General features: G+C 44.8%; 17 protein-coding genes. 15 read left to right on the forward strand and 2 right to left on the reverse strand.

Annotated features, from left to right (window positions below; genetic code table 11):
• Positions 1–27 precede the first annotated feature (27 nt).
• From asnA to L985_RS03295, 3 genes are all read left to right on the forward strand, one after another.
• Positions 28–1002: an aspartate--ammonia ligase gene (asnA, locus tag L985_RS03285; RefSeq protein WP_029340849.1), complete on the forward strand. Its 975-nt coding sequence runs from the start codon at positions 28–30 to the stop codon at positions 1000–1002.
• Positions 1003–1168: 166 nt separating this feature from the next.
• Complete coding sequence (locus tag L985_RS03290) at positions 1169–1390, forward strand: hypothetical protein (protein WP_029340850.1); 222 nt, start codon at positions 1169–1171, stop codon at positions 1388–1390.
• 16 nt (positions 1391–1406) lie between these two features.
• Complete coding sequence (locus L985_RS03295) at positions 1407–2042, forward strand: DedA family protein (RefSeq protein WP_051656215.1); 636 nt, start codon at positions 1407–1409, stop codon at positions 2040–2042.
• Between the two features lie 58 nt (positions 2043–2100).
• Here L985_RS03295 and L985_RS03300 read toward each other — a convergent pair whose 3' ends face one another.
• Entirely contained in the window at positions 2101–3561 is a 1461-nt protein-coding gene (locus L985_RS03300; RefSeq protein WP_029340852.1) for a potassium/proton antiporter, read from the reverse strand.
• A 188-nt stretch (positions 3562–3749) separates the two neighbouring features.
• Here L985_RS03300 and L985_RS03305 point away from each other — a divergent pair, with 188 nt between their 5' ends.
• Positions 3750–5030 carry an ABC transporter substrate-binding protein gene (locus L985_RS03305; protein ID WP_029340853.1) on the forward strand — a complete coding sequence of 427 codons (1281 nt, stop codon included), beginning with the start codon at positions 3750–3752 and terminating at the stop codon, positions 5028–5030.
• 58 nt (positions 5031–5088) lie between these two features.
• On the opposite strand, the gene L985_RS03310 is transcribed toward L985_RS03305, so the two are convergent.
• On the reverse strand, positions 5089–6378 hold the full coding sequence (locus L985_RS03310) for an NCS2 family permease (protein WP_029340854.1): 1290 nt from the start codon (positions 6376–6378) through the stop codon (positions 5089–5091).
• Positions 6379–6576: 198 nt separating this feature from the next.
• Between L985_RS03310 and L985_RS03315 the strand changes: the two genes are divergently transcribed.
• From L985_RS03315 to L985_RS03360, 11 genes are all read left to right on the forward strand, one after another.
• A complete protein-coding gene (locus tag L985_RS03315) occupies positions 6577–8340 on the forward strand; it encodes a sensor histidine kinase (protein WP_047395124.1) in 1764 nt (587 codons plus the stop codon).
• Positions 8337–9041 carry a response regulator transcription factor gene (locus L985_RS03320; RefSeq protein ID WP_023467243.1) on the forward strand — a complete coding sequence of 235 codons (705 nt, stop codon included), beginning with the start codon at positions 8337–8339 and terminating at the stop codon, positions 9039–9041. Before L985_RS03315 ends, L985_RS03320 begins: the two co-directional genes overlap by 4 nt.
• A gap of 24 nt (positions 9042–9065) precedes the next feature.
• Positions 9066–9773 carry a purine-nucleoside phosphorylase gene (gene deoD, locus L985_RS03325; protein ID WP_023467244.1) on the forward strand — a complete coding sequence of 236 codons (708 nt, stop codon included), beginning with the start codon at positions 9066–9068 and terminating at the stop codon, positions 9771–9773.
• 100 nt (positions 9774–9873) lie between these two features.
• Positions 9874–11256: an aldehyde dehydrogenase gene (locus L985_RS03330; RefSeq protein WP_047395127.1), complete on the forward strand. Its 1383-nt coding sequence runs from the start codon at positions 9874–9876 to the stop codon at positions 11254–11256.
• Between the two features lie 38 nt (positions 11257–11294).
• On the forward strand, positions 11295–12488 hold the full coding sequence (locus L985_RS03335) for a CDP-glycerol glycerophosphotransferase family protein (RefSeq protein ID WP_231925693.1): 1194 nt from the start codon (positions 11295–11297) through the stop codon (positions 12486–12488).
• 16 nt (positions 12489–12504) lie between these two features.
• Positions 12505–12894: a glycerol-3-phosphate cytidylyltransferase gene (tagD, locus tag L985_RS03340; RefSeq protein ID WP_029340858.1), complete on the forward strand. Its 390-nt coding sequence runs from the start codon at positions 12505–12507 to the stop codon at positions 12892–12894.
• Positions 12895–12947: 53 nt separating this feature from the next.
• Positions 12948–14102, forward strand: coding sequence for a CDP-glycerol glycerophosphotransferase family protein (locus L985_RS03345; RefSeq protein WP_029340859.1), 1155 nt, complete (start codon positions 12948–12950; stop codon positions 14100–14102).
• Between the two features lie 160 nt (positions 14103–14262).
• Positions 14263–14976, forward strand: a complete 714-nt coding sequence (locus tag L985_RS03350; RefSeq protein ID WP_231925695.1) for a Crp/Fnr family transcriptional regulator — start codon at positions 14263–14265, stop codon at positions 14974–14976.
• A gap of 234 nt (positions 14977–15210) precedes the next feature.
• A complete protein-coding gene (locus L985_RS16850; RefSeq protein ID WP_023467253.1) occupies positions 15211–15324 on the forward strand; it encodes a hypothetical protein in 114 nt (37 codons plus the stop codon).
• Between the two features lie 12 nt (positions 15325–15336).
• Positions 15337–15807, forward strand: coding sequence for a cytochrome c oxidase subunit II (locus L985_RS03355; protein WP_029340861.1), 471 nt, complete (start codon positions 15337–15339; stop codon positions 15805–15807).
• Between the two features lies 1 nt (position 15808).
• Entirely contained in the window at positions 15809–17500 is a 1692-nt protein-coding gene (locus L985_RS03360) for a b(o/a)3-type cytochrome-c oxidase subunit 1 (protein WP_029340862.1), read from the forward strand.
• Positions 17501–17556: the final 56 nt, after the last annotated feature.

Consider the following 17556-nt stretch of genomic DNA (forward strand, 5'->3'; position numbering starts at 1 on the left):
AAAACACAATTGAGGAGGAACACCACCATGACAACACTCGTATCGATGAAACACACACAGGAAGCTATCACACTCGTAAAGAAACGCTTTGAAGAACGCTTTTCGACGACACTCGGATTGACACGTGTCGAAGCACCATTGTTCGTAGAAAGCACACTCGGTGTCAACGATCATCTCAACGGCGTAGAGCGCATCATTCGCTTCGATGCCTTGGATCACACAGCAGACCTCGAAATCGTACAATCTCTTGCAAAATGGAAGCGTCAAGCGCTTCATACGTATGGATTTGAAGCAGGAGAAGGCTTATACACGTTGATGCATGCGATTCGTCGCGATGAGATGCTGGATGCGACACACTCCATTCACGTCGATCAGTGGGATTGGGAACGTATCATTACGAAAGAACAACGGACGAGTGCTTATTTACAAGAAACGGTACAAGCGATCTATGCAACGATTCGTCAAGTTGAGCAAGAAGTGGAAGCGGAGTACGGCATTTCAGCAATCTTACCGGAAACGATTCATTTCATGACGACACAAGAGCTAGAGGATGCGTATCCGACACTTTCGACGAAAGAACGTGAAACTGAAGTCACAAAAGCATATGGTGCAGTTTTCCTCATGCAAATCGGTGGCGCATTGGCTTCAGGTGAGAAGCATGATGGTCGAGCGGCTGACTACGATGACTGGACACTCAACGGTGACATTTTAGTACACCACCCAGAAATCGGAGCATTCGAATTGTCTTCAATGGGAATTCGCGTTGACCGTGAAGCGCTTTTAAAACAGACGGCGATTGCTCAAGAAGAGGATAAATTGGCGTTCCCGTTCCATCAAGGTGTGCTCGAAGAGCGTCTACCGTTAACGATGGGTGGAGGAATCGGTCAATCCCGTATGGCGATGTTCTTATTGAAGAAACGTCACATCGGTGAAGTCCAGGCTTCTGTCTGGTCGGAAGAGACGCGTAAAAGTCTTCAAGCGGAAGGCGTCCACTTGCTCTGACATATATATAGTAAGAAAGCGTCAAAATAGGATGTTTATAAAGCAAAGGGCATGCTCCGATTCGGAAGCGTGCTCTTTTTTTAGGTTCGTAAGACCTCAGGCGGAGGAAAGACGTGTCGATTCCTGGTAGAATGGGGATAACAATAAATAAGAAAGAGGTGAAGACATGTCTTCTTTATTGATCGTAGGATTACTCATCCCTGTATTATTCCTTGTATTCCTTTGGTTCAACATTAAAGGATTACGGACGATGTGGCGGGATTATAAACGGACAGGCTCAATCGTTGCTCTCGGTTTCTTCATTGTCGGGATTATCGGAATTTTCACAGGTGTTTGGACGACATTAGTCGTCATCATTTATTATCTCCTCCGTCCAGCGAGAGGATGAACGGAGGGTTATTCGTATGTTGGAATGGTTGTTTTCAGCCGGAGAATCCAATCTCTGGCTGTTTTTAGGAATTATGATTGTTGGTCTTGGAACGGAATTGATTCCGGCAGAAGTGGGCTTACCGTTGCTCGGTCTATATGTGTCGAACGGAACGGTCAGTTGGACAGCTGCTGTTCTGGTCGGTTTTTTAGGAAGTCTGATGGGGGCGACGGTCTTTTATCTTCTAGGTCGTTATGCAGGTCGTCCGATACTTATCCGGTACGGCAAATGGTTACTGATTAAAGAAAAAGAAATTGAGCAAGGGGAGCGCATCGTCGGGAAATACGGAACATGGTCTGCTTTGTTCGGACGTTTTTTCCCAGTCGTGCGCTCGGTCGTCTCGATTCCGTGTGGTTTGTTTGGTCTTTCGTTCAAACGCTATTTACTCGCTTCAAGTATTGGACTTTTTCCAGTTTCCTTCTTTTACATCTGGGTCGGTGAACGATTCGGAGTAGAACGTGCTGAATCCATGCTAAAAGGGTTAGAACAAGAGTTATGGTGGATCTTAGGTGGAATCGTCGTGATTCTTGGTGGATACGTTCTCTACCGTCGTGCCAAAGCGAAACGTAAGGAACAGAAGCAAGACGCACAAACGAAACAATCAGATTCATGAATATGTAAAAAACAACGCAGTGGATCTTCAGGATCCACTGCGTTGTTTCATGAACAGATCAAGCGGGAGGAAACAAGAATCGTTTCAGTGTCTTGATCCGATGTTTTGGCGTTAGCAATAACAGTTGATCATTGCCTTCTAGGGCAGTGTCTCCGCGTGGAGTAATGATTTGATCATCACGGATGATAGCTGTGATCAAAAATTCCTGAGGCAAATCAATCTCTGAGATCGTCATTCCAATGAATGGATGGGACATCGGTAACGTCAATTCAATGATTTCCGCATTCGGTTTACCGATTGACATGAATTCAATGACGGTATGGATAGCAGAAGTCTGTGTTTCGTTCAGTCGTAACCGCTCGGAAAGGAACGTCAACATACTCCCTTGAATTAACGTTGATAATAAGACTGTGAAAAACACGATATTGAAGATCATCGATGCATTTTCGATATCGGCAACGAGAGGGTATGTCGCGAGAATGATTGGTACCGCTCCTTTTAGACCAGCAAAGGAAATGAAGACCTTCTCTTGCCACGAATAACGAAACGGAAGGAGACTCACCCAGACTGACAAAGGACGAGCGATGAAAATTAAGATCAGTGCCAGCGCAATGGAAGACAGGATGACCTGGACATCGAGCAATTGTTTCGGAAAGACGAGCAGACCGAGCACGATGAACATTCCGATTTGGGCAAGGTGCGCCATACTCATCGTAAAACGGACGAGTGTCTGTCGGTAGACGAGTTCATGATTACTGATGTAGATCGCTGTGACATATACTGCTAAAAATCCACTGGCGTGGAACGTATCAGCTAAACCGAAAGACAAGAAAGCAAACGACATGAGCATGATTGGATAAAAGCTAGAAGAGGACAAATCGATCCGATTGATCAAGGTCGAAGCTGCCCATCCAATCAACAAACCAATCAGAAGTCCCATCGCCATTTCCCAAACGAGTGATCCAAGTCCTGATAAGAGCGATGCTTCTTCAGGGTTTGTCACGAATTCAAGAAACAAGACAGTCAAAAAGACGGCCATCGGGTCATTCGTACCAGACTCGACTTCGAGTGTTGATCCGACTTTCCGTCGAATCGGCTGACCACTCAAGACAGAAAAGATGGCAGCGGCATCCGTCGAACCAACGATTGCGCCGAGTAAAAAAGCATTCGCCCAACTAAAGCCCAGAATATAATGGGAAGCAACGGCAACGATGGATGTAGCGATGAAGACTCCGAACGTCGCAAGCGAGAGGGAAGGGGCCAATTCATGACGCACTTCCTTCCAAACCGTTTGCAGACCACCTTCGAATAAGATGATGATGAGGGCAACGGTTCCGAGAAGCTGAGCCAGTTCTGCATCGTCAAAACGAATGAACCCCGTAATGTCGCTTCCGGCAATCATACCAAGAGCGATAAAAATCAGTAGAGCAGGAATATTCAGACGGCTTGATAACTTCGTCGTCCAGACGGCGGCAAACAGCAATATACCAATCAATAAAATCGTGAGTTGCAAGGACATGGCATCAAACTCCTATTCATAAAAGAATCTCTAGTTTCATGATACAACAATTCCGATAAAAAGACTCGGATAACGATTGTTCAATATTTTCCACCACACCGGACAACTTTCTCTCTCTTCATTGCAAGCGTTTTCATTTATTGTGAAGATGTAGCACGAAATGAAACGAAATCAGGGAGGGAATCCGAATGCGTAAAAGAAGATGGGCAGCATTACCTGTCGTCACGACGGCGATGGTCGTCGCTTTGGCAGCATGTGGTGGCGGTACATTGAATAGCGATGACTCGAAAGATAGTGGTTCAAAAGACGGTAAGACGCTCAACGTATTCCAATTCAAGGCTGAAATCGCAAAAGACATGGAAAAGATGGCAAAAGCGTATGAAAAAGAAACCGGGACGAAAGTCGTCGTGCAAACAGTCGGTGGTGGATCGGACTATGGCGCGGCTCTGAAATCACAGTTCGCTTCAGGTAATGAGCCGGATGTCTTTAACAACGGTGGCTTTACGGAAGCAAAAACATGGCAGGATAAGTTAGAAGATTTGTCAGATGAAAAGTGGGTCGGTGATCTAACGGACCTATCAAAAGAACCAATGACGATTGATGGTAAATTGTATGGTATGCCAATGAACCTTGAGGGGTATGGCTTTATCTACAATAAAGATATCTTCAAAAAAGCCGGTATCACGGAACTTCCGAAAACATTAACTGAATTGACGGAAGCTTCTAAGAAGCTGAAAGCAGACGGAGTGACGCCATTCTCGATTGGATACGGCGAGTGGTGGATTCTCGGTAATCACCTTTTGAACATTCCGGTCGCACAGCAGGATGATCCAGATCAGTTCATCGCAGACTTGAATTCTGGAAAAGGAAAGTTCGAAGATAACAAACAGTTCAAGGATTTCATGAATCTATTTGATTTAACGATTGAGTACGGTAATAAAAATCCGTTAACGACGGATTACAACACACAAGTCTCTCAATTTGCTGAAGGTAAGACAGCAATGCTTCAACAAGGGAACTGGGCACAACAATTGATTACGGACGTCAATCCGGACATCAACATGGGCTTCATCCCGATGCCGATCAATGATGATAAAGAAAAAATGGATCGTCTTCCTGTCGGCGTACCAAACAACTGGGTCGTCAACAAGAACTCGAAGAACAAAGCAGAAGCTAAAAAATTCCTCGAGTGGATGGCGATGTCTGATACAGGAAAAGACTACATGGTCAATAAATTCAAGTTCATCCCTGCCTTCAAATCAATCGAAGCGAAGGATTTAGGACCGCTTGCAGATGATATTCAAGCGTACTCGAAAGACGGAAAAACAATCTCATGGAACTGGTTCAAGTATCCGGATGGTGCTGTAAACGAGTTCGGAGCGATCATGCAAGCGTATGTTGGTAAGCAAAAAACAGCTGACGAGATGCTGCAGGACTTCACGAAGACATGGGATAAAATGAAGAAATAAGAAGTGATTCAAAAAACATGCCTGTTCCGATTAACTGACGGAACAGGCATGTTTTTTGTTATAAGAAGAATAATTGGATGAAGAAGAGAAGCGCGAATACATAGATGAGTGGATGGACACGCTCTTTTTGGATAGCTTTCATGATCGGATAGACGATGAAACCAAATGCGATACCGGTTGCGATGCTACCGGATAATGGCATGATCAAGATGACGAGGAATGCCGTGAAAGCTTCGCTGAAATCATCCCATGGAATCTGTTTGATGTTTTGAATCATGAAGGCACCGACTAAAATCAATGCTGGCGCAGTAATCGCAGGAACGCTCGAAATCGATTGAACGAACGGTCCAAAGACGGCAGATAATGCGAATAGAATCCCGACCGTCACGGACGTAAGTCCAGTCCGTCCACCAGCAGCAACACCCGCTGCAGATTCTACGTAAGCGGTTGTGGGGCTTGTTCCGAACAATGAACCAGCGACCATCGCAGTCGAATCAGATAATAGGGCACGTTCGCTGTTTTTCAATGACCCATCTTCTTCAATCAATCCAGCCTGTTCTCCGACAGCGACCATCGTACCTGTCGTGTCAAACATCGTCACGAGAACGAAGGAGAGGACACCGCTGAACAGACCGTATTGGAACACGTCTTGAATGGCGTTGAACGGATTCGTGATGATCAATCCTTCTGGTAACGTCGGTAACGCAACGAAGGAATCCGAGAACTTCAATTCACCTGTCAAGAATGCAATCAATCCAGAGAGAATCATGGCATAAAGGATGGCTCCTGGCACCCGTTTGATTGTTAGGATCGCAGCAACTAATAAGCCGATGAGTGTGATCAATGCTTCTGGTGACGTCAAGGCGCCAATCGTGACGAGTGTATCTTCACTAGCGACGAGAATTCCTGACATCTTAAGACCGAGTGAAGCAATGAAAAGACCGATTCCACCTGTGATAGCAAGCTTTAATGTCATCGGAATGATCTCAATCAGCTTCGTACGAATCGGTGAGAGTGATAACAATAAGAAAATGACACCAGCGACGAAGACGACTGAGAGTGCTGTCTGATATGGAATCTTCTCACCAACGACAAGTGTATAAGTAAAATACGCATTAAGTCCCATTCCGGGTGCGACTGCGATTGGTAGATTCGCATAAAGTCCCATCAAGAGCGTACCGATCAATGTCGCGATGATCGTCGCAGAAAAAGCTTGAGCTTGAGGAATACCGGCATCTGCTAAAATCGTCGGATTGACGAGCAGAATATATGCCATCGTAATGAACGTTACGAATCCAGCTTGGATTTCACGTTTTACGGTTGTTTGATGTGCGGCAAGTTTAAACATGGATAAAAGGACCACCTTCATAACAAATTGATTAAAAAAACGAACATTGATGATATTATAGTAAAATTCATTCGGAATCAAGTCGAAACAAAAAAGAATTTTTTATCGGAATCGCGAAAGAGAATATCAGGAAATGATGTAAGCGGATTCAAGGTTATGATACGATTGATTACAAGAAAAAGGATGGGGGCGCCTTTCATGAAAAGTATCCGGACGCGTTTGATTCGTCTCGTTGTCCTGGCAATCTTGATTCCGACAGCCCTCGCGACATCGATTTCCTATTTGTATGTGCGGCACCAAAACATTGAACAGGCAGAACGTTCTAGCCTGAATGTTTTGACACGGGGAAATACACAGGTGACCCATTACATAGAGGATATCCGCCGTCTATCGACGAGTCTGTATGCGAATCGTTCGTTGATGAACATCATGCGCGTCGGAGCAGATCAGGAACTAGACGAATCCGATGGAGTCGTTTCGCGGGCGATGTTAGGTCTGTTTTTATCACGTCAAGATATCGAGCAGTTACATTTCGTCATCTTAAATGGTTATTCGGAGTATTCGGTCTACAATATGAAAACAACGAGTCGGGGAACGTTTGATTGGATGCAAGAAACGGATTATTTTCGATTGATGAAACAAAAAAGTGGCTGGTTGATTGACGAGGCGCACACGATTGAACCCTATAATGTCCACACGATGATTCTGGATGAGAAACAAGTCGTCAGTTTTCGTTATCGCATCGATCGTGTCGAGACAGATGAGCCGCTCGGCTTCCTTTCAGTCGATATTCCAGTCCATGTGTTTGAGCAACAGTTGAAGCTGTTCGAGAATGATCCAGAAGAGTCGTTATGGTTGATGACAGAACAGCGCGTCTTAGCACAGACTGGGGCAGAGATGGAACTACCAGTCGATCAATTCACTGGGCAAAGTGGGAGTTTACGTGTTGGAAAATCGTTCATCGTCTACTCGAAGACGATGACGAACGGCGTTCCACTAACACTCGTCAAACGAATTCCATATGCATCGGTCATCCAAGGGGCGAACGAAACGGCATTGATTCTTGTTTTGATTGGTCTAGTCTCACTATTCGTCATGATCATTGCCGCAAGTCTTGTTGCCATGCAGATCACGAAACCAATCAAACAGTTGACGGCAAATGTCTGGCGAGTCGAACAAGGGGATTTATCAGCACCGTTCGTTGCGACGACGAATGATGAGATTGGATTACTCAATCGCCAGTTCCAACGCATGATTCAACGGATTGATCGTTTAATCAAACGGGAGTATCGACTGGCACTTGAAAATCGGACGAATGAGCTACGGGCATTACAATCCCAGCTCAATCCGCACTTCTTATTCAATGCCTTACAATCGATCGGAACGACGACGTTACAAGGAGACCGGAAGATTGCTTACCGCTCGATCACCGGATTATCACAAATGATGCGTTATTCGATGAATAATGAGCAGACGATCGTGACGCTAAAACAAGAAGTCGATCATCTCCAGGCGTATATTCGTTTGCAACAGCAACGTTTTCCAGAACGGTTCCGTTATATCGTTGACGTCCCGTGGCATCTCAATGACATTGAAGTGCCGAAGATGATCTTGCAACCGTTCGCTGAAAACTACTTTAAACACGGCTTTCAGCAGCAATTAGCAGCGACGGAAAACTATCTCGCCTACAAAGTACGGACGGATGGTGGACGTCTCATCATTCAAATCGAGAATAGCGGCGCCATTCTTGAAACAGGACGACTTGAAGAGATTGATCGAAAAATGCGTATGCATCGTAACCCAGAAGACCTCGAGACGAGCGGCATTGGTCTCCATAATATTTATGAACGGCTCTTGATTTTTTACGGGGAACAAGCAAATATGACGCTCTCTTCTTCAGCTGTAGAGGGAGGATTCAAAATCGTGATTCGGATTCCATATGAGAAGGGGGACTTGGCATGAACGTGTTGATCGTAGACGATGAACGACATGTACGGGAAGCGGTCAAATTGCTCGGAGAATGGGACAGTTGGCAGGTCTCACATATTTACGAGGCGGAACATGGGGAAGAAGCGAAACGATTACTGGATACTGGAACGATTGATTTAATGCTGACAGATGTCGAAATGCCAGGACTCGACGGACTAACATTACTAGAATGGACAAAAAATCATCATCCAAAGGTCGTCACGATCGTGCTGACAGGGTATGATGATTATACGTATATGCGACGTGCCATTTTGCATCAATCCTTTGATTATTTATTGAAGCCGGTTGATCCAGATGTACTCAATGATGCCTTGTCCCGCGCGATGGAATGTATCCATCCGGTAGTGGAATCAGGGGAAGCGATTGATCAAATCGCCAAATACATCGAAACGCATTATGCGGAAGAATTGACACTGCAATTCATGAGCGAACGGTTTTACTTGAGCCGAGAGTATATATCACGACGCTTCAAACAGCGTTTTTCCGTTAACTTATCTGATTACATTCAAACGATTCGCTTGAATCGGGCGAAGGAATTACTAAGTGAAACGGAAGCGCGTATTTACGAAATCGCACTTGAAGTCGGATATCAGGATGATAAGTATTTTCGGAAAGTGTTCAAAAAACAATTCGGTATGACACCGAATGAGTTTCGTGAATTGTTGTCGATTTAAACGACTATCGAGGAGGAATCGTACATGAGTGTACACATTAACGCAGCTGAAGGACAAATCGCCGAAACGGTCTTACTTCCAGGAGATCCGTTACGTGCTAAATACATCGCTGAGACATTTTTAGAGGATGTCGTTCTTTATAACGAAGTTCGAGGAATGTATGGCTTCACAGGTACTTATAAAGGGAAAAAGGTTTCGGTTCAAGGGACAGGTATGGGTGTACCATCGATGTCGATCTATGCGAACGAACTCGTTCAGTCATACGGTGCGAAAAACTTGATTCGTGTCGGAACTGCTGGTGGGATCACTCCAGACGTTAAAGTCCGTGACGTCGTCATCGCGATGAGTGCTTCGCATGACATGGCACAGAACCGTGTTCGTTTTAATGGACTAGACTACGCACCGACTGCTTCTTTTGATCTGTTGCATAAAGCGTATACAGCAGCAAAAGAACAAGGTATCGATGCAAAAGTCGGTCAAATCTTCACGACGGATCAGTTCTACCAAGATGATTTCCATCACTTCAAAAAATGGGCAGATTTCGGATGCCTCGCGATCGAGATGGAAGCAGCAGGACTCTACACTCTCGCTGCGAAACATAAAGTGAATGCATTGACGATCTTGACGATTTCAGATCACCTGTTGACAGGAGAAGAAACGACATCGGAAGAGCGCCAAACGACATTCAACGATATGATGAAAGTTGCACTTGAGACAGCGATTCAATTATAAGAAGCAAGACGGAGAAGCCTCTCCGTCTTTTTTCATATCGAAAAAGAGATATGGTAAGATGAAATCAGTGTTATAGATCAGTTAAAGGGGAGATTCTCGGATGGAAACAACGATGACAGAGACAGTGCTTTCAGAACGTCTTCAGACGCAACGCCACTTTTTCCAAACAGGTGCAACACGTAGTCTAGCTTTTCGCTTAAGTATGCTGACGTTCTTACGCCAAGCGATTGAAACGCATGAAGCTGCGATCTATGAGGCATTAAAACAAGATCTTAATAAAGGACAGCATGATGCTTTTACGACGGAAATCGGTTTCGTTTATGGAGAAATTCAACGGATGGAGCGACAACTCCGTCGACTGGCACGCCCGAAGCGTGTCGCAACACCGCTTCTGCATATCGGATCGAAAAGTGAAATCCAGTACGAACCCTATGGCAACGTTCTTGTCATCGCACCATGGAACTATCCTTTCCAGCTGGCACTTGCTCCGGTCATTGGTGCGATTGCGGCGGGGAATACGGTCGTCCTTAAACCATCCGAGCTGACACCGAATGTCTCTCGTGTATTACGAGAAGTCTTTGAAACGGCATTCCATGAACGATTCGGAATCGTTATAGAAGGAGATGCTGAAGTCAGTAGCGCCTTATTAAACGAACGTTTTGATTATATCTTCTTTACGGGTTCCACACGCGTCGGAAAAATCGTGCATCAGGCTGCGGCGAAGCATTTGACGCCGGTCACACTTGAACTGGGTGGAAAATCACCGACGATCGTTCACAAGGATGCGGATCTTCGTCTAGCGGCGAAGCGGATCGCATGGGGAAAATGGCTGAATGCCGGACAGACATGTATTGCACCGGATTACGTATTAATCCATGAAGACGTCAAAGAACGTTTCTTGCAGTTGATTGAAGAAGAAGCCTTCAAACAGTATGGGAATGGCGTCGGTGTCTTATCCTACGTCAAAATCGTATCGGACGATCATCTGAATCGTCTCAGCAGTTACTTGTCGCAAGGGACGATTGAATTCGGTGGACAAGTCGATCCGGAAACGCGCAAGATGGCGCCGACCGTCATGACGAATGTAGCGGTGGATGCTCCATTGATGCAAGACGAAATCTTCGGACCGATCCTGCCGGTGTTGACCTACCGTGAAATCGAAGAAGTCATCGCGTTCGTCAATGAGCGTGACAAACCGCTTGCACTTTATCTGTTCACAGAGAACAAAGCCGTCGAACATCGTATCCTTGAACGGATTTCATTCGGTGGCGGATGTGTCAACGATACATTGATGCACGTCGCACAGCATCATTTACCATTTGGTGGAGTCGGGGCGAGTGGCATGGGTGGATATCATGGCAAGTATAGTTTCGAGACGTTCAGCCACCGTAAAGGAATCGTCAAAAACACGACGGCGTTTGATTTACCTTTCCGCTACATGCGAACAAATAGCAATTCCAAATGGATGCGCTTTTTGTTATGATGAGCTGTGATTAATTGACTTAAGAAGGAGCTCTTCACTTGAAAGATCAAGTAAAACAGTGGATCAAACGAACAGGTTTTATTGAATACGGTCTACAGACCGTCATGAAAGTCTTTACATGGTTTCCACAAAAACGAAATCGAGTCCTTTTCGAGAGTTTTCTCGGAAAACAATATAGTGACAGTCCGCGCGCCATCTACGAATTGATGAGTACGATGCATCCGGAGTGTGAGTTGATTTTTAGTAAACAACGAGGTGTTACGTTTCCACCAGACGTCAAGACAGTAGATCGGTTGACATTTCGCTGGATTTATTTGCTCGCGACATCACGGGTCTGGGTATCAAACAGTCGGTTACCGGGTTGGTTGATCAAACCGAAAAAAACGTATTATCTCCAAACATGGCACGGCACACCGCTCAAAAAGCTCGCGCTTGATATGGATGATGTCCAAATGGCGAATACGACGACTGAGCGGTACAAGCAAGGATTTAAGCAGGAGACTGCAAAATGGTCCGGCTTAATTTCTCCGAATGCCTATTCTAGTTCAATTTTTCGACGGGCATTTGCTTTTGAAGGTGAGATGCTAGAAATTGGATACCCTCGAAATGATATATTTTATCAAGAGGCACGGCATGCTAAAATCAAAGAAACGGTTTATCGCCACTATGAGATTGATTCTTCGAAAAAAGTCTTGCTGTATGCACCTACTTGGCGAGATAATGCGTTCGAAGGTCAAGGGAAATATTCATTTGAGCTGCCCTTTTCGTTGGAGGAATTTGAAAAGCGATTTGGGGATGAATATGTTCTGCTTATCCGAATGCACTATTTAGTCGGAAGTCGTCTCGACGTCACTGCTTATCCATCCGTTCGAAATACATCGGACTACCCGGATATCGCGGAGCTATATATGGCGTCAGACGCTTTGATCACGGATTATTCTTCTGTCATGTTCGATTTTGCGCATTTATCGCGTCCGATTTTGTTCTATACGTATGACTTAGAACATTATCGCGATCAGTTGCGCGGATTTTACTTCGATTTTGAACAGGAGGCACCGGGACCATTATTATCCACTGAAACAGCACTATTTGAAGAATTGAATCAGTTGGATGATTGGCACACACGGTATGCATCAGCATTCCGAGCGTTCCAAGAGACGTATTGTCAATGGGATGATGGGCAGGCTTCAGAACGGGCGATGAAGACGATCATAAAGAGAATTTACGGATAAAAGGGAGAGCAAAATCATGAAGAAGGTTATTACGTACGGAACATTTGATTTATTGCACTGGGGTCACATCAACATCTTAAAACGTGCAAAAGAGATGGGCGATTACCTCATCGTCGCGATTTCGACAGACGAATTCAATCGTTTGAAACATAAACAGTCTTACCACAACTTCGAGAATCGGAAGATGATCCTTGAAGCCATCCGTTATGTGGATGAAGTCATTCCAGAAAACAGTTGGGATCAAAAAGTAGAAGATGTGCAAAAACATGATGTTGATCTCTTCGTCATGGGTGACGACTGGAAAGGTGAGTTCGACTTCTTGAAAGAGCACTGTGAAGTCGTTTACCTCAGCCGGACTGAAGGCATCTCTACAAGCCAGATTAAAACGGAATTAGCTTCGAAGTGATTGAAGAGGAGACCACACGATTGAAGTGCGGTCTTTCTTCGTAGAAGGGCAGGATGAAAGTGGTTAGAGAAGGAATCGTATGGGTCTATTTATTGTTGTTTCGTATTTGTTATGGTGTCTTTCGATGGTTACCGCTTCGATCAGTCACTTTGTTTTGGATGACGTATGGTGATAACGCAAAACCTGTTAATGATCGCTTAGCGCAGGAATTGCCAAGTGAGAAACGGTATCTTGTATATGATCATCATTTCATGAAGCAGCCGGATCTGTGGAAGTCAGATCGGACTCTTCGATTTCGTCGTTTACGATTCGTTCGACTGGCGTATTTGCTTGCGACCTCCCGGACGGTCTTCGTCGATAATTATGTCGCAGAGTTCAGTGTCGCAACAACGCGACGAGGAGCACGACGTATCCAGCTATGGCACGCGGCAGGAACATTAAAGCAATTTGGACTGACCTCTTCAAAAAGTCTGTTCGTATCGGAACGAGTACGTAATCGATTTCGACGTGTTTATCAGGAATATGGCGATTTCATCGTACCGGGAATGCGCTGTGCGACACAGTTCATGACACCACACGACTTAAAACGATCCCATTTTAAACCATTCGGCATGCCACGAACGGACTATTGGTTTGATGAGGAGCAACGAAAGCAGAAAACACTGGAATTAAGAAAACAATACGCAAAGACTGACCGTCGGATCTTATTGTATGCACCGACATACCGGGAATACAAAGGGACAGAAGATCATACGATTCAACAGTTCGAACAACTTGCTCAAGCGGGATGGACGATTCTCGTTAAATTACATCCGACGATTCGAGCTCTTTCTACCTATCGTTCTAGCCATATCCATCTTCTAGACGATACGTATCAGATCAATGATTACTTGCTGATCACAGATGTTCTCGTAACTGATTATTCTTCCATTCCATTTGAAAGCTGTCTCCTCAACATTCCGGCGTTCTTGTATACACCGGACATTGACACATACCGACAACTACCAGGGCTCGTTGATCAATATCCGAAACCGCTACCTGTCCGACAGACTGAACGGATGGAGCAGTTGATGGAGTGGATCATGTCTGATGTGATACTTGAAGAATGTCGTCAACACATGCAGAAGTTCCAACAGAACTGGTACGATCAGACACCCGGTCAAGCAGTCAATCGAATTGTTCATCATTACTATGGTATAAATCCATGACATCACTCCTGACGATTTCTTTTGTATTCTTAAAAGTAGTCGTCAGGTAATTTTAAAAATAATAATGTGAAATGTTGAACAAAGTTTGACAATCTTTTGAAAATCCATTCTTTTGGACTGTGATGTTCTATACTAAAAGCAGAAGAAGAGGAGAGGAGAAATGGATATGCTAACTTGTGGAACGACGGAAGCCAATACGTTCGTCTTATCACCTGAGACAAGAACGTTACTGGAGAGCTTCATGACGGAAACGACGTTCAAAAAGGATTCCATCGTCTGTTGGGAAGGGGAATTGAACGACAAGTTGTTTTATGTGAAACAAGGAGGCGTCAAACTATCGAAGTTGACGAAAAAGGGCAGTCCATTACTCATGTTTTTATACTTCAAAGGGGATTTGTTTGGTGAATTTGATGTAGGAGAAGCTTTTCCGAGCTCCTACAGTATTGAAACGATGGAAGATAGCATCATCGGATTCTTATCAAAAAATCAATTAGAAGAGCTCATGAAAAAAGACGGTGCCTTTGCGCTTGAAATCATGCGGTGGCAAGCATTAATGCGGAAGCAAACGGAAACGAAATTACGTGACTTACTACTGTTTGGAAAACCAGGGGCATTAGCTTCGACGTTACTTCGCCTGATTGCGATGGAAGGGGAACAGGTGGGAGAAGCTTATCGTCTTGCGAAGCGACCATCCGACGGTGAATTTGGTCAATTGATTGGTGCACCACGTGAAACTGTTAATCGTATGTTTTCTCAGTGGAAAAAAGAAGGGGTCATTTCGATGACAGCAAAAGAAATCATCATTCACAATCCGCAATATTTACGGGATCTGTGTCATTGTGAAGGGTGCCCGGCAGGTGTTTGTCGAATTTAATCGATAGTATGCGAACAATTCGAACGTGAAGCAGTTTTTTCTGTCTCATGTTGGAATTGTTTTTTTTTTGTATAGAAGTAGCACTTTCCTCGCTTGTTCAGATGTGAACTTTCTGTGTGTTTTTAGAAAGAAAACTGCGGAATTTTCATATTTAAAGTGATATTTATCACAGTTTCCAGACTTGCTGAATTCTTACAATAAAGACAAGTTCAAAGCAGGAGAGGAGAAATCACCATGAGCCAAAAAACAGAATCGAACCTAAAAGGAACATTCGTTGCCGTTCTGATCGTGGCAGGTGTCATCATCGGGATGTGGAGCTCAATCTTTCTATTATTCATATCACGTTAAGGGGGAGTCACGATGCATATTCATCGTCTAGAAAAAATCTGGCTGGTCTTTGGATCAGCGATGCTAGCGGTTTTCTTGATCATCATCGGCGTATCCGCTTTTGCATCCGGGAATCAACCGCCATCCGATGCGACATTGATTGATCCGACGAAAGTCGATCAAACTAAGCCATTTGATAAGCCAGGACTAAAGAAGATTGATGACAACCGATATGAAGCGGTCATCGTTTCACAAGCTTTTCAGTTTACACCAAAAGATATGGTCATACCTAAAGGAGCGACAGTCGATTTTCTCGTGACATCGAAGGACGTCGTTCATGGATTTGAAATCGTTAAGACGAACGTCAACATGATGGTCGTTCCCGGACATATTAATTCGATTGAGTATACGTTCAAGGAAGCTGGCGAGTATCTCGTCGTCTGTAATGAATACTGTGGAAATGCTCATCATATGATGACAACCAAAATCAAGGTGGTGGAATAAGATGAATGCCATTTCAAAAAAACTACGACAGTTCGAGATGGAACGTGGTTTACCGGCTACCGTCATCGGAATCAAGGAAGCAAAACTGGCCTTCGCACATGTCAGTTTTTCACTTGTCGCTTTATTGATTGGTGGTCTATGTGGATTACTACAAACGATGGTACGAACAGGTGCCATTCCAGAGATTGCTGGAATCGGATATTATGAGCTTCTGACTGCACACGGGTTGATGCTTGCGATCGTCTTTACGACATTATTCATTTTTGGATTATTGTTTTCATTTTTAGGTCAATCATTCGGACGCTTCGAAGAGTTTCCTCGACGTCTTGGATGGGTCGGATTTTGGTTCATGATCCTTGGTGTCGTCCTCGTCACGTGGATGGTACTTGCAGGTGAAGCTTCCGTCCTCTATACATTCTATGCACCACTCAAGGCACACCCTGTATTTTATATCGGACTCGTCATCTTCGTCGTCGGAACATGGATCGCGTCTGGTGCCATGTTCCGCATGTATGCTGATTACAAGCGGGAACATCCTGGCGTTCATCCACCGCTTCAAGCGTACATGAGCATCATGACTGCCTTGTTATGGGTCGTTGCGACACTCGGCGTAGCGGCAACGATTCTCTTTCAGTTACTTCCCTTATCCCTCGGTTGGACAGATAAGGTCGGAATCGAGCTATCCCGGACGCTATTTTGGTACTTTGGTCATCCACTCGTCTATTTCTGGTTGTTACCTGCCTACATCGTCTGGTATACGGTCATTCCGAAAATCGTTGGTGGCAAGATTTTTTCTGACGCGTTAGCACGTATGTCATTTTTATTATTCCTACTCTTTTCCTTCCCGGTTGGTTTTCACCATCAATTGTTAGAGCCAGGGATTTCAGCATTTTGGAAATATGTCCAAGTCGTCTTGACATTCCTCGTCATCATCCCATCATTGATGACAGCCTTCTCCATGTTTGCGACATTCGAGTTAGCGGGACGCCGTAAGGGAGCAACTGGCATATTTGGTTGGGTAAAGAAAATGCCGTATCGTGATGTTCGTTTTCTTGCACCGTTCATCGGGATGTTATTCTTCATTCCAGCAGGTGCAGGTGGTGTCATTAATGCGTCCCATCAACTAAATATCATCGTTCACAATACATTATGGGTCACTGGACACTTTCACATCACGGTCGGTGCGGCTGTCGCACTAACGTTCTTCGGAACAGCGTACTGGCTTGTTCCACTCTTACGTGGTCGGACGTTGACGCCGGCAATGAATCGTCTCGGACTTGTTCAAACGGCTGCCTGGACGATCGGAATGCTCTTCATGTCGACGGCGATGCATATCTCAGGTCTACTCGGTAATCCAAGACGGACCGGTCCGGCAACTTATTTCAAAGATTCAATCGTCGCCGACTGGATTCCGTATCATGTTGCAATGGCGATCGGTGGAACGATTTTATTCATCTCGATTCTGCTATTCCTCTATGCGATGTTCCAACTTGCTTTCCGGGCACCGAAGGGAAAAGAAGAATTTCCGATTGCTGAAACAGAAGAAAAGGCGATGGCAACACCACTCTTCTTTGAAAATTGGAAGCTATGGATTTTCGTGACGTTCGCTTTGATTGCGTTTGCCTATACGGTACCGATTTGGCATATGATTGAAAATGCCCCTCCAGGAGCTCCCGGATGGAGACTCTGGTAAGACAGTGAAAAACCCCGAATCGTCTCTAAATAGGAGACGATTCGGGGTTCTTTGCG

This window comes from Exiguobacterium sp. ZWU0009 (genome assembly GCF_000798935.2).
Taxonomy (GTDB): Bacteria; Bacillota; Bacilli; order Exiguobacteriales; family Exiguobacteriaceae; genus Exiguobacterium_A; species Exiguobacterium_A acetylicum.

What these genes read in the sequence shown, in the direction of transcription:
- asnA (WP_029340849.1), top strand. Translation starts at nt 28, where the DNA reads ATGACAACACTCGTATCGATGAAACACACACAGGAAGCTATCACACTC.
- L985_RS03290 (WP_029340850.1), top strand. Translation starts at nt 1,169, where the DNA reads ATGTCTTCTTTATTGATCGTAGGATTACTCATCCCTGTATTATTCCTT.
- L985_RS03295 (WP_051656215.1), top strand. Translation starts at nt 1,407, where the DNA reads ATGTTGGAATGGTTGTTTTCAGCCGGAGAATCCAATCTCTGGCTGTTT.
- L985_RS03300 (WP_029340852.1), bottom strand. Translation starts at nt 3,561, where the DNA reads ATGTCCTTGCAACTCACGATTTTATTGATTGGTATATTGCTGTTTGCC.
- L985_RS03305 (WP_029340853.1), top strand. Translation starts at nt 3,750, where the DNA reads ATGCGTAAAAGAAGATGGGCAGCATTACCTGTCGTCACGACGGCGATG.
- L985_RS03310 (WP_029340854.1), bottom strand. Translation starts at nt 6,378, where the DNA reads ATGTTTAAACTTGCCGCACATCAAACAACCGTAAAACGTGAAATCCAA.
- L985_RS03315 (WP_047395124.1), top strand. Translation starts at nt 6,577, where the DNA reads ATGAAAAGTATCCGGACGCGTTTGATTCGTCTCGTTGTCCTGGCAATC.
- L985_RS03320 (WP_023467243.1), top strand. Translation starts at nt 8,337, where the DNA reads ATGAACGTGTTGATCGTAGACGATGAACGACATGTACGGGAAGCGGTC.
- deoD (WP_023467244.1), top strand. Translation starts at nt 9,066, where the DNA reads ATGAGTGTACACATTAACGCAGCTGAAGGACAAATCGCCGAAACGGTC.
- L985_RS03330 (WP_047395127.1), top strand. Translation starts at nt 9,874, where the DNA reads ATGGAAACAACGATGACAGAGACAGTGCTTTCAGAACGTCTTCAGACG.
- tagD (WP_029340858.1), top strand. Translation starts at nt 12,505, where the DNA reads ATGAAGAAGGTTATTACGTACGGAACATTTGATTTATTGCACTGGGGT.
- L985_RS03345 (WP_029340859.1), top strand. Translation starts at nt 12,948, where the DNA reads ATGAAAGTGGTTAGAGAAGGAATCGTATGGGTCTATTTATTGTTGTTT.
- L985_RS03350 (WP_231925695.1), top strand. Translation starts at nt 14,263, where the DNA reads ATGGATATGCTAACTTGTGGAACGACGGAAGCCAATACGTTCGTCTTA.
- L985_RS16850 (WP_023467253.1), top strand. Translation starts at nt 15,211, where the DNA reads ATGAGCCAAAAAACAGAATCGAACCTAAAAGGAACATTCGTTGCCGTT.
- L985_RS03355 (WP_029340861.1), top strand. Translation starts at nt 15,337, where the DNA reads ATGCATATTCATCGTCTAGAAAAAATCTGGCTGGTCTTTGGATCAGCG.
- L985_RS03360 (WP_029340862.1), top strand. Translation starts at nt 15,809, where the DNA reads ATGAATGCCATTTCAAAAAAACTACGACAGTTCGAGATGGAACGTGGT.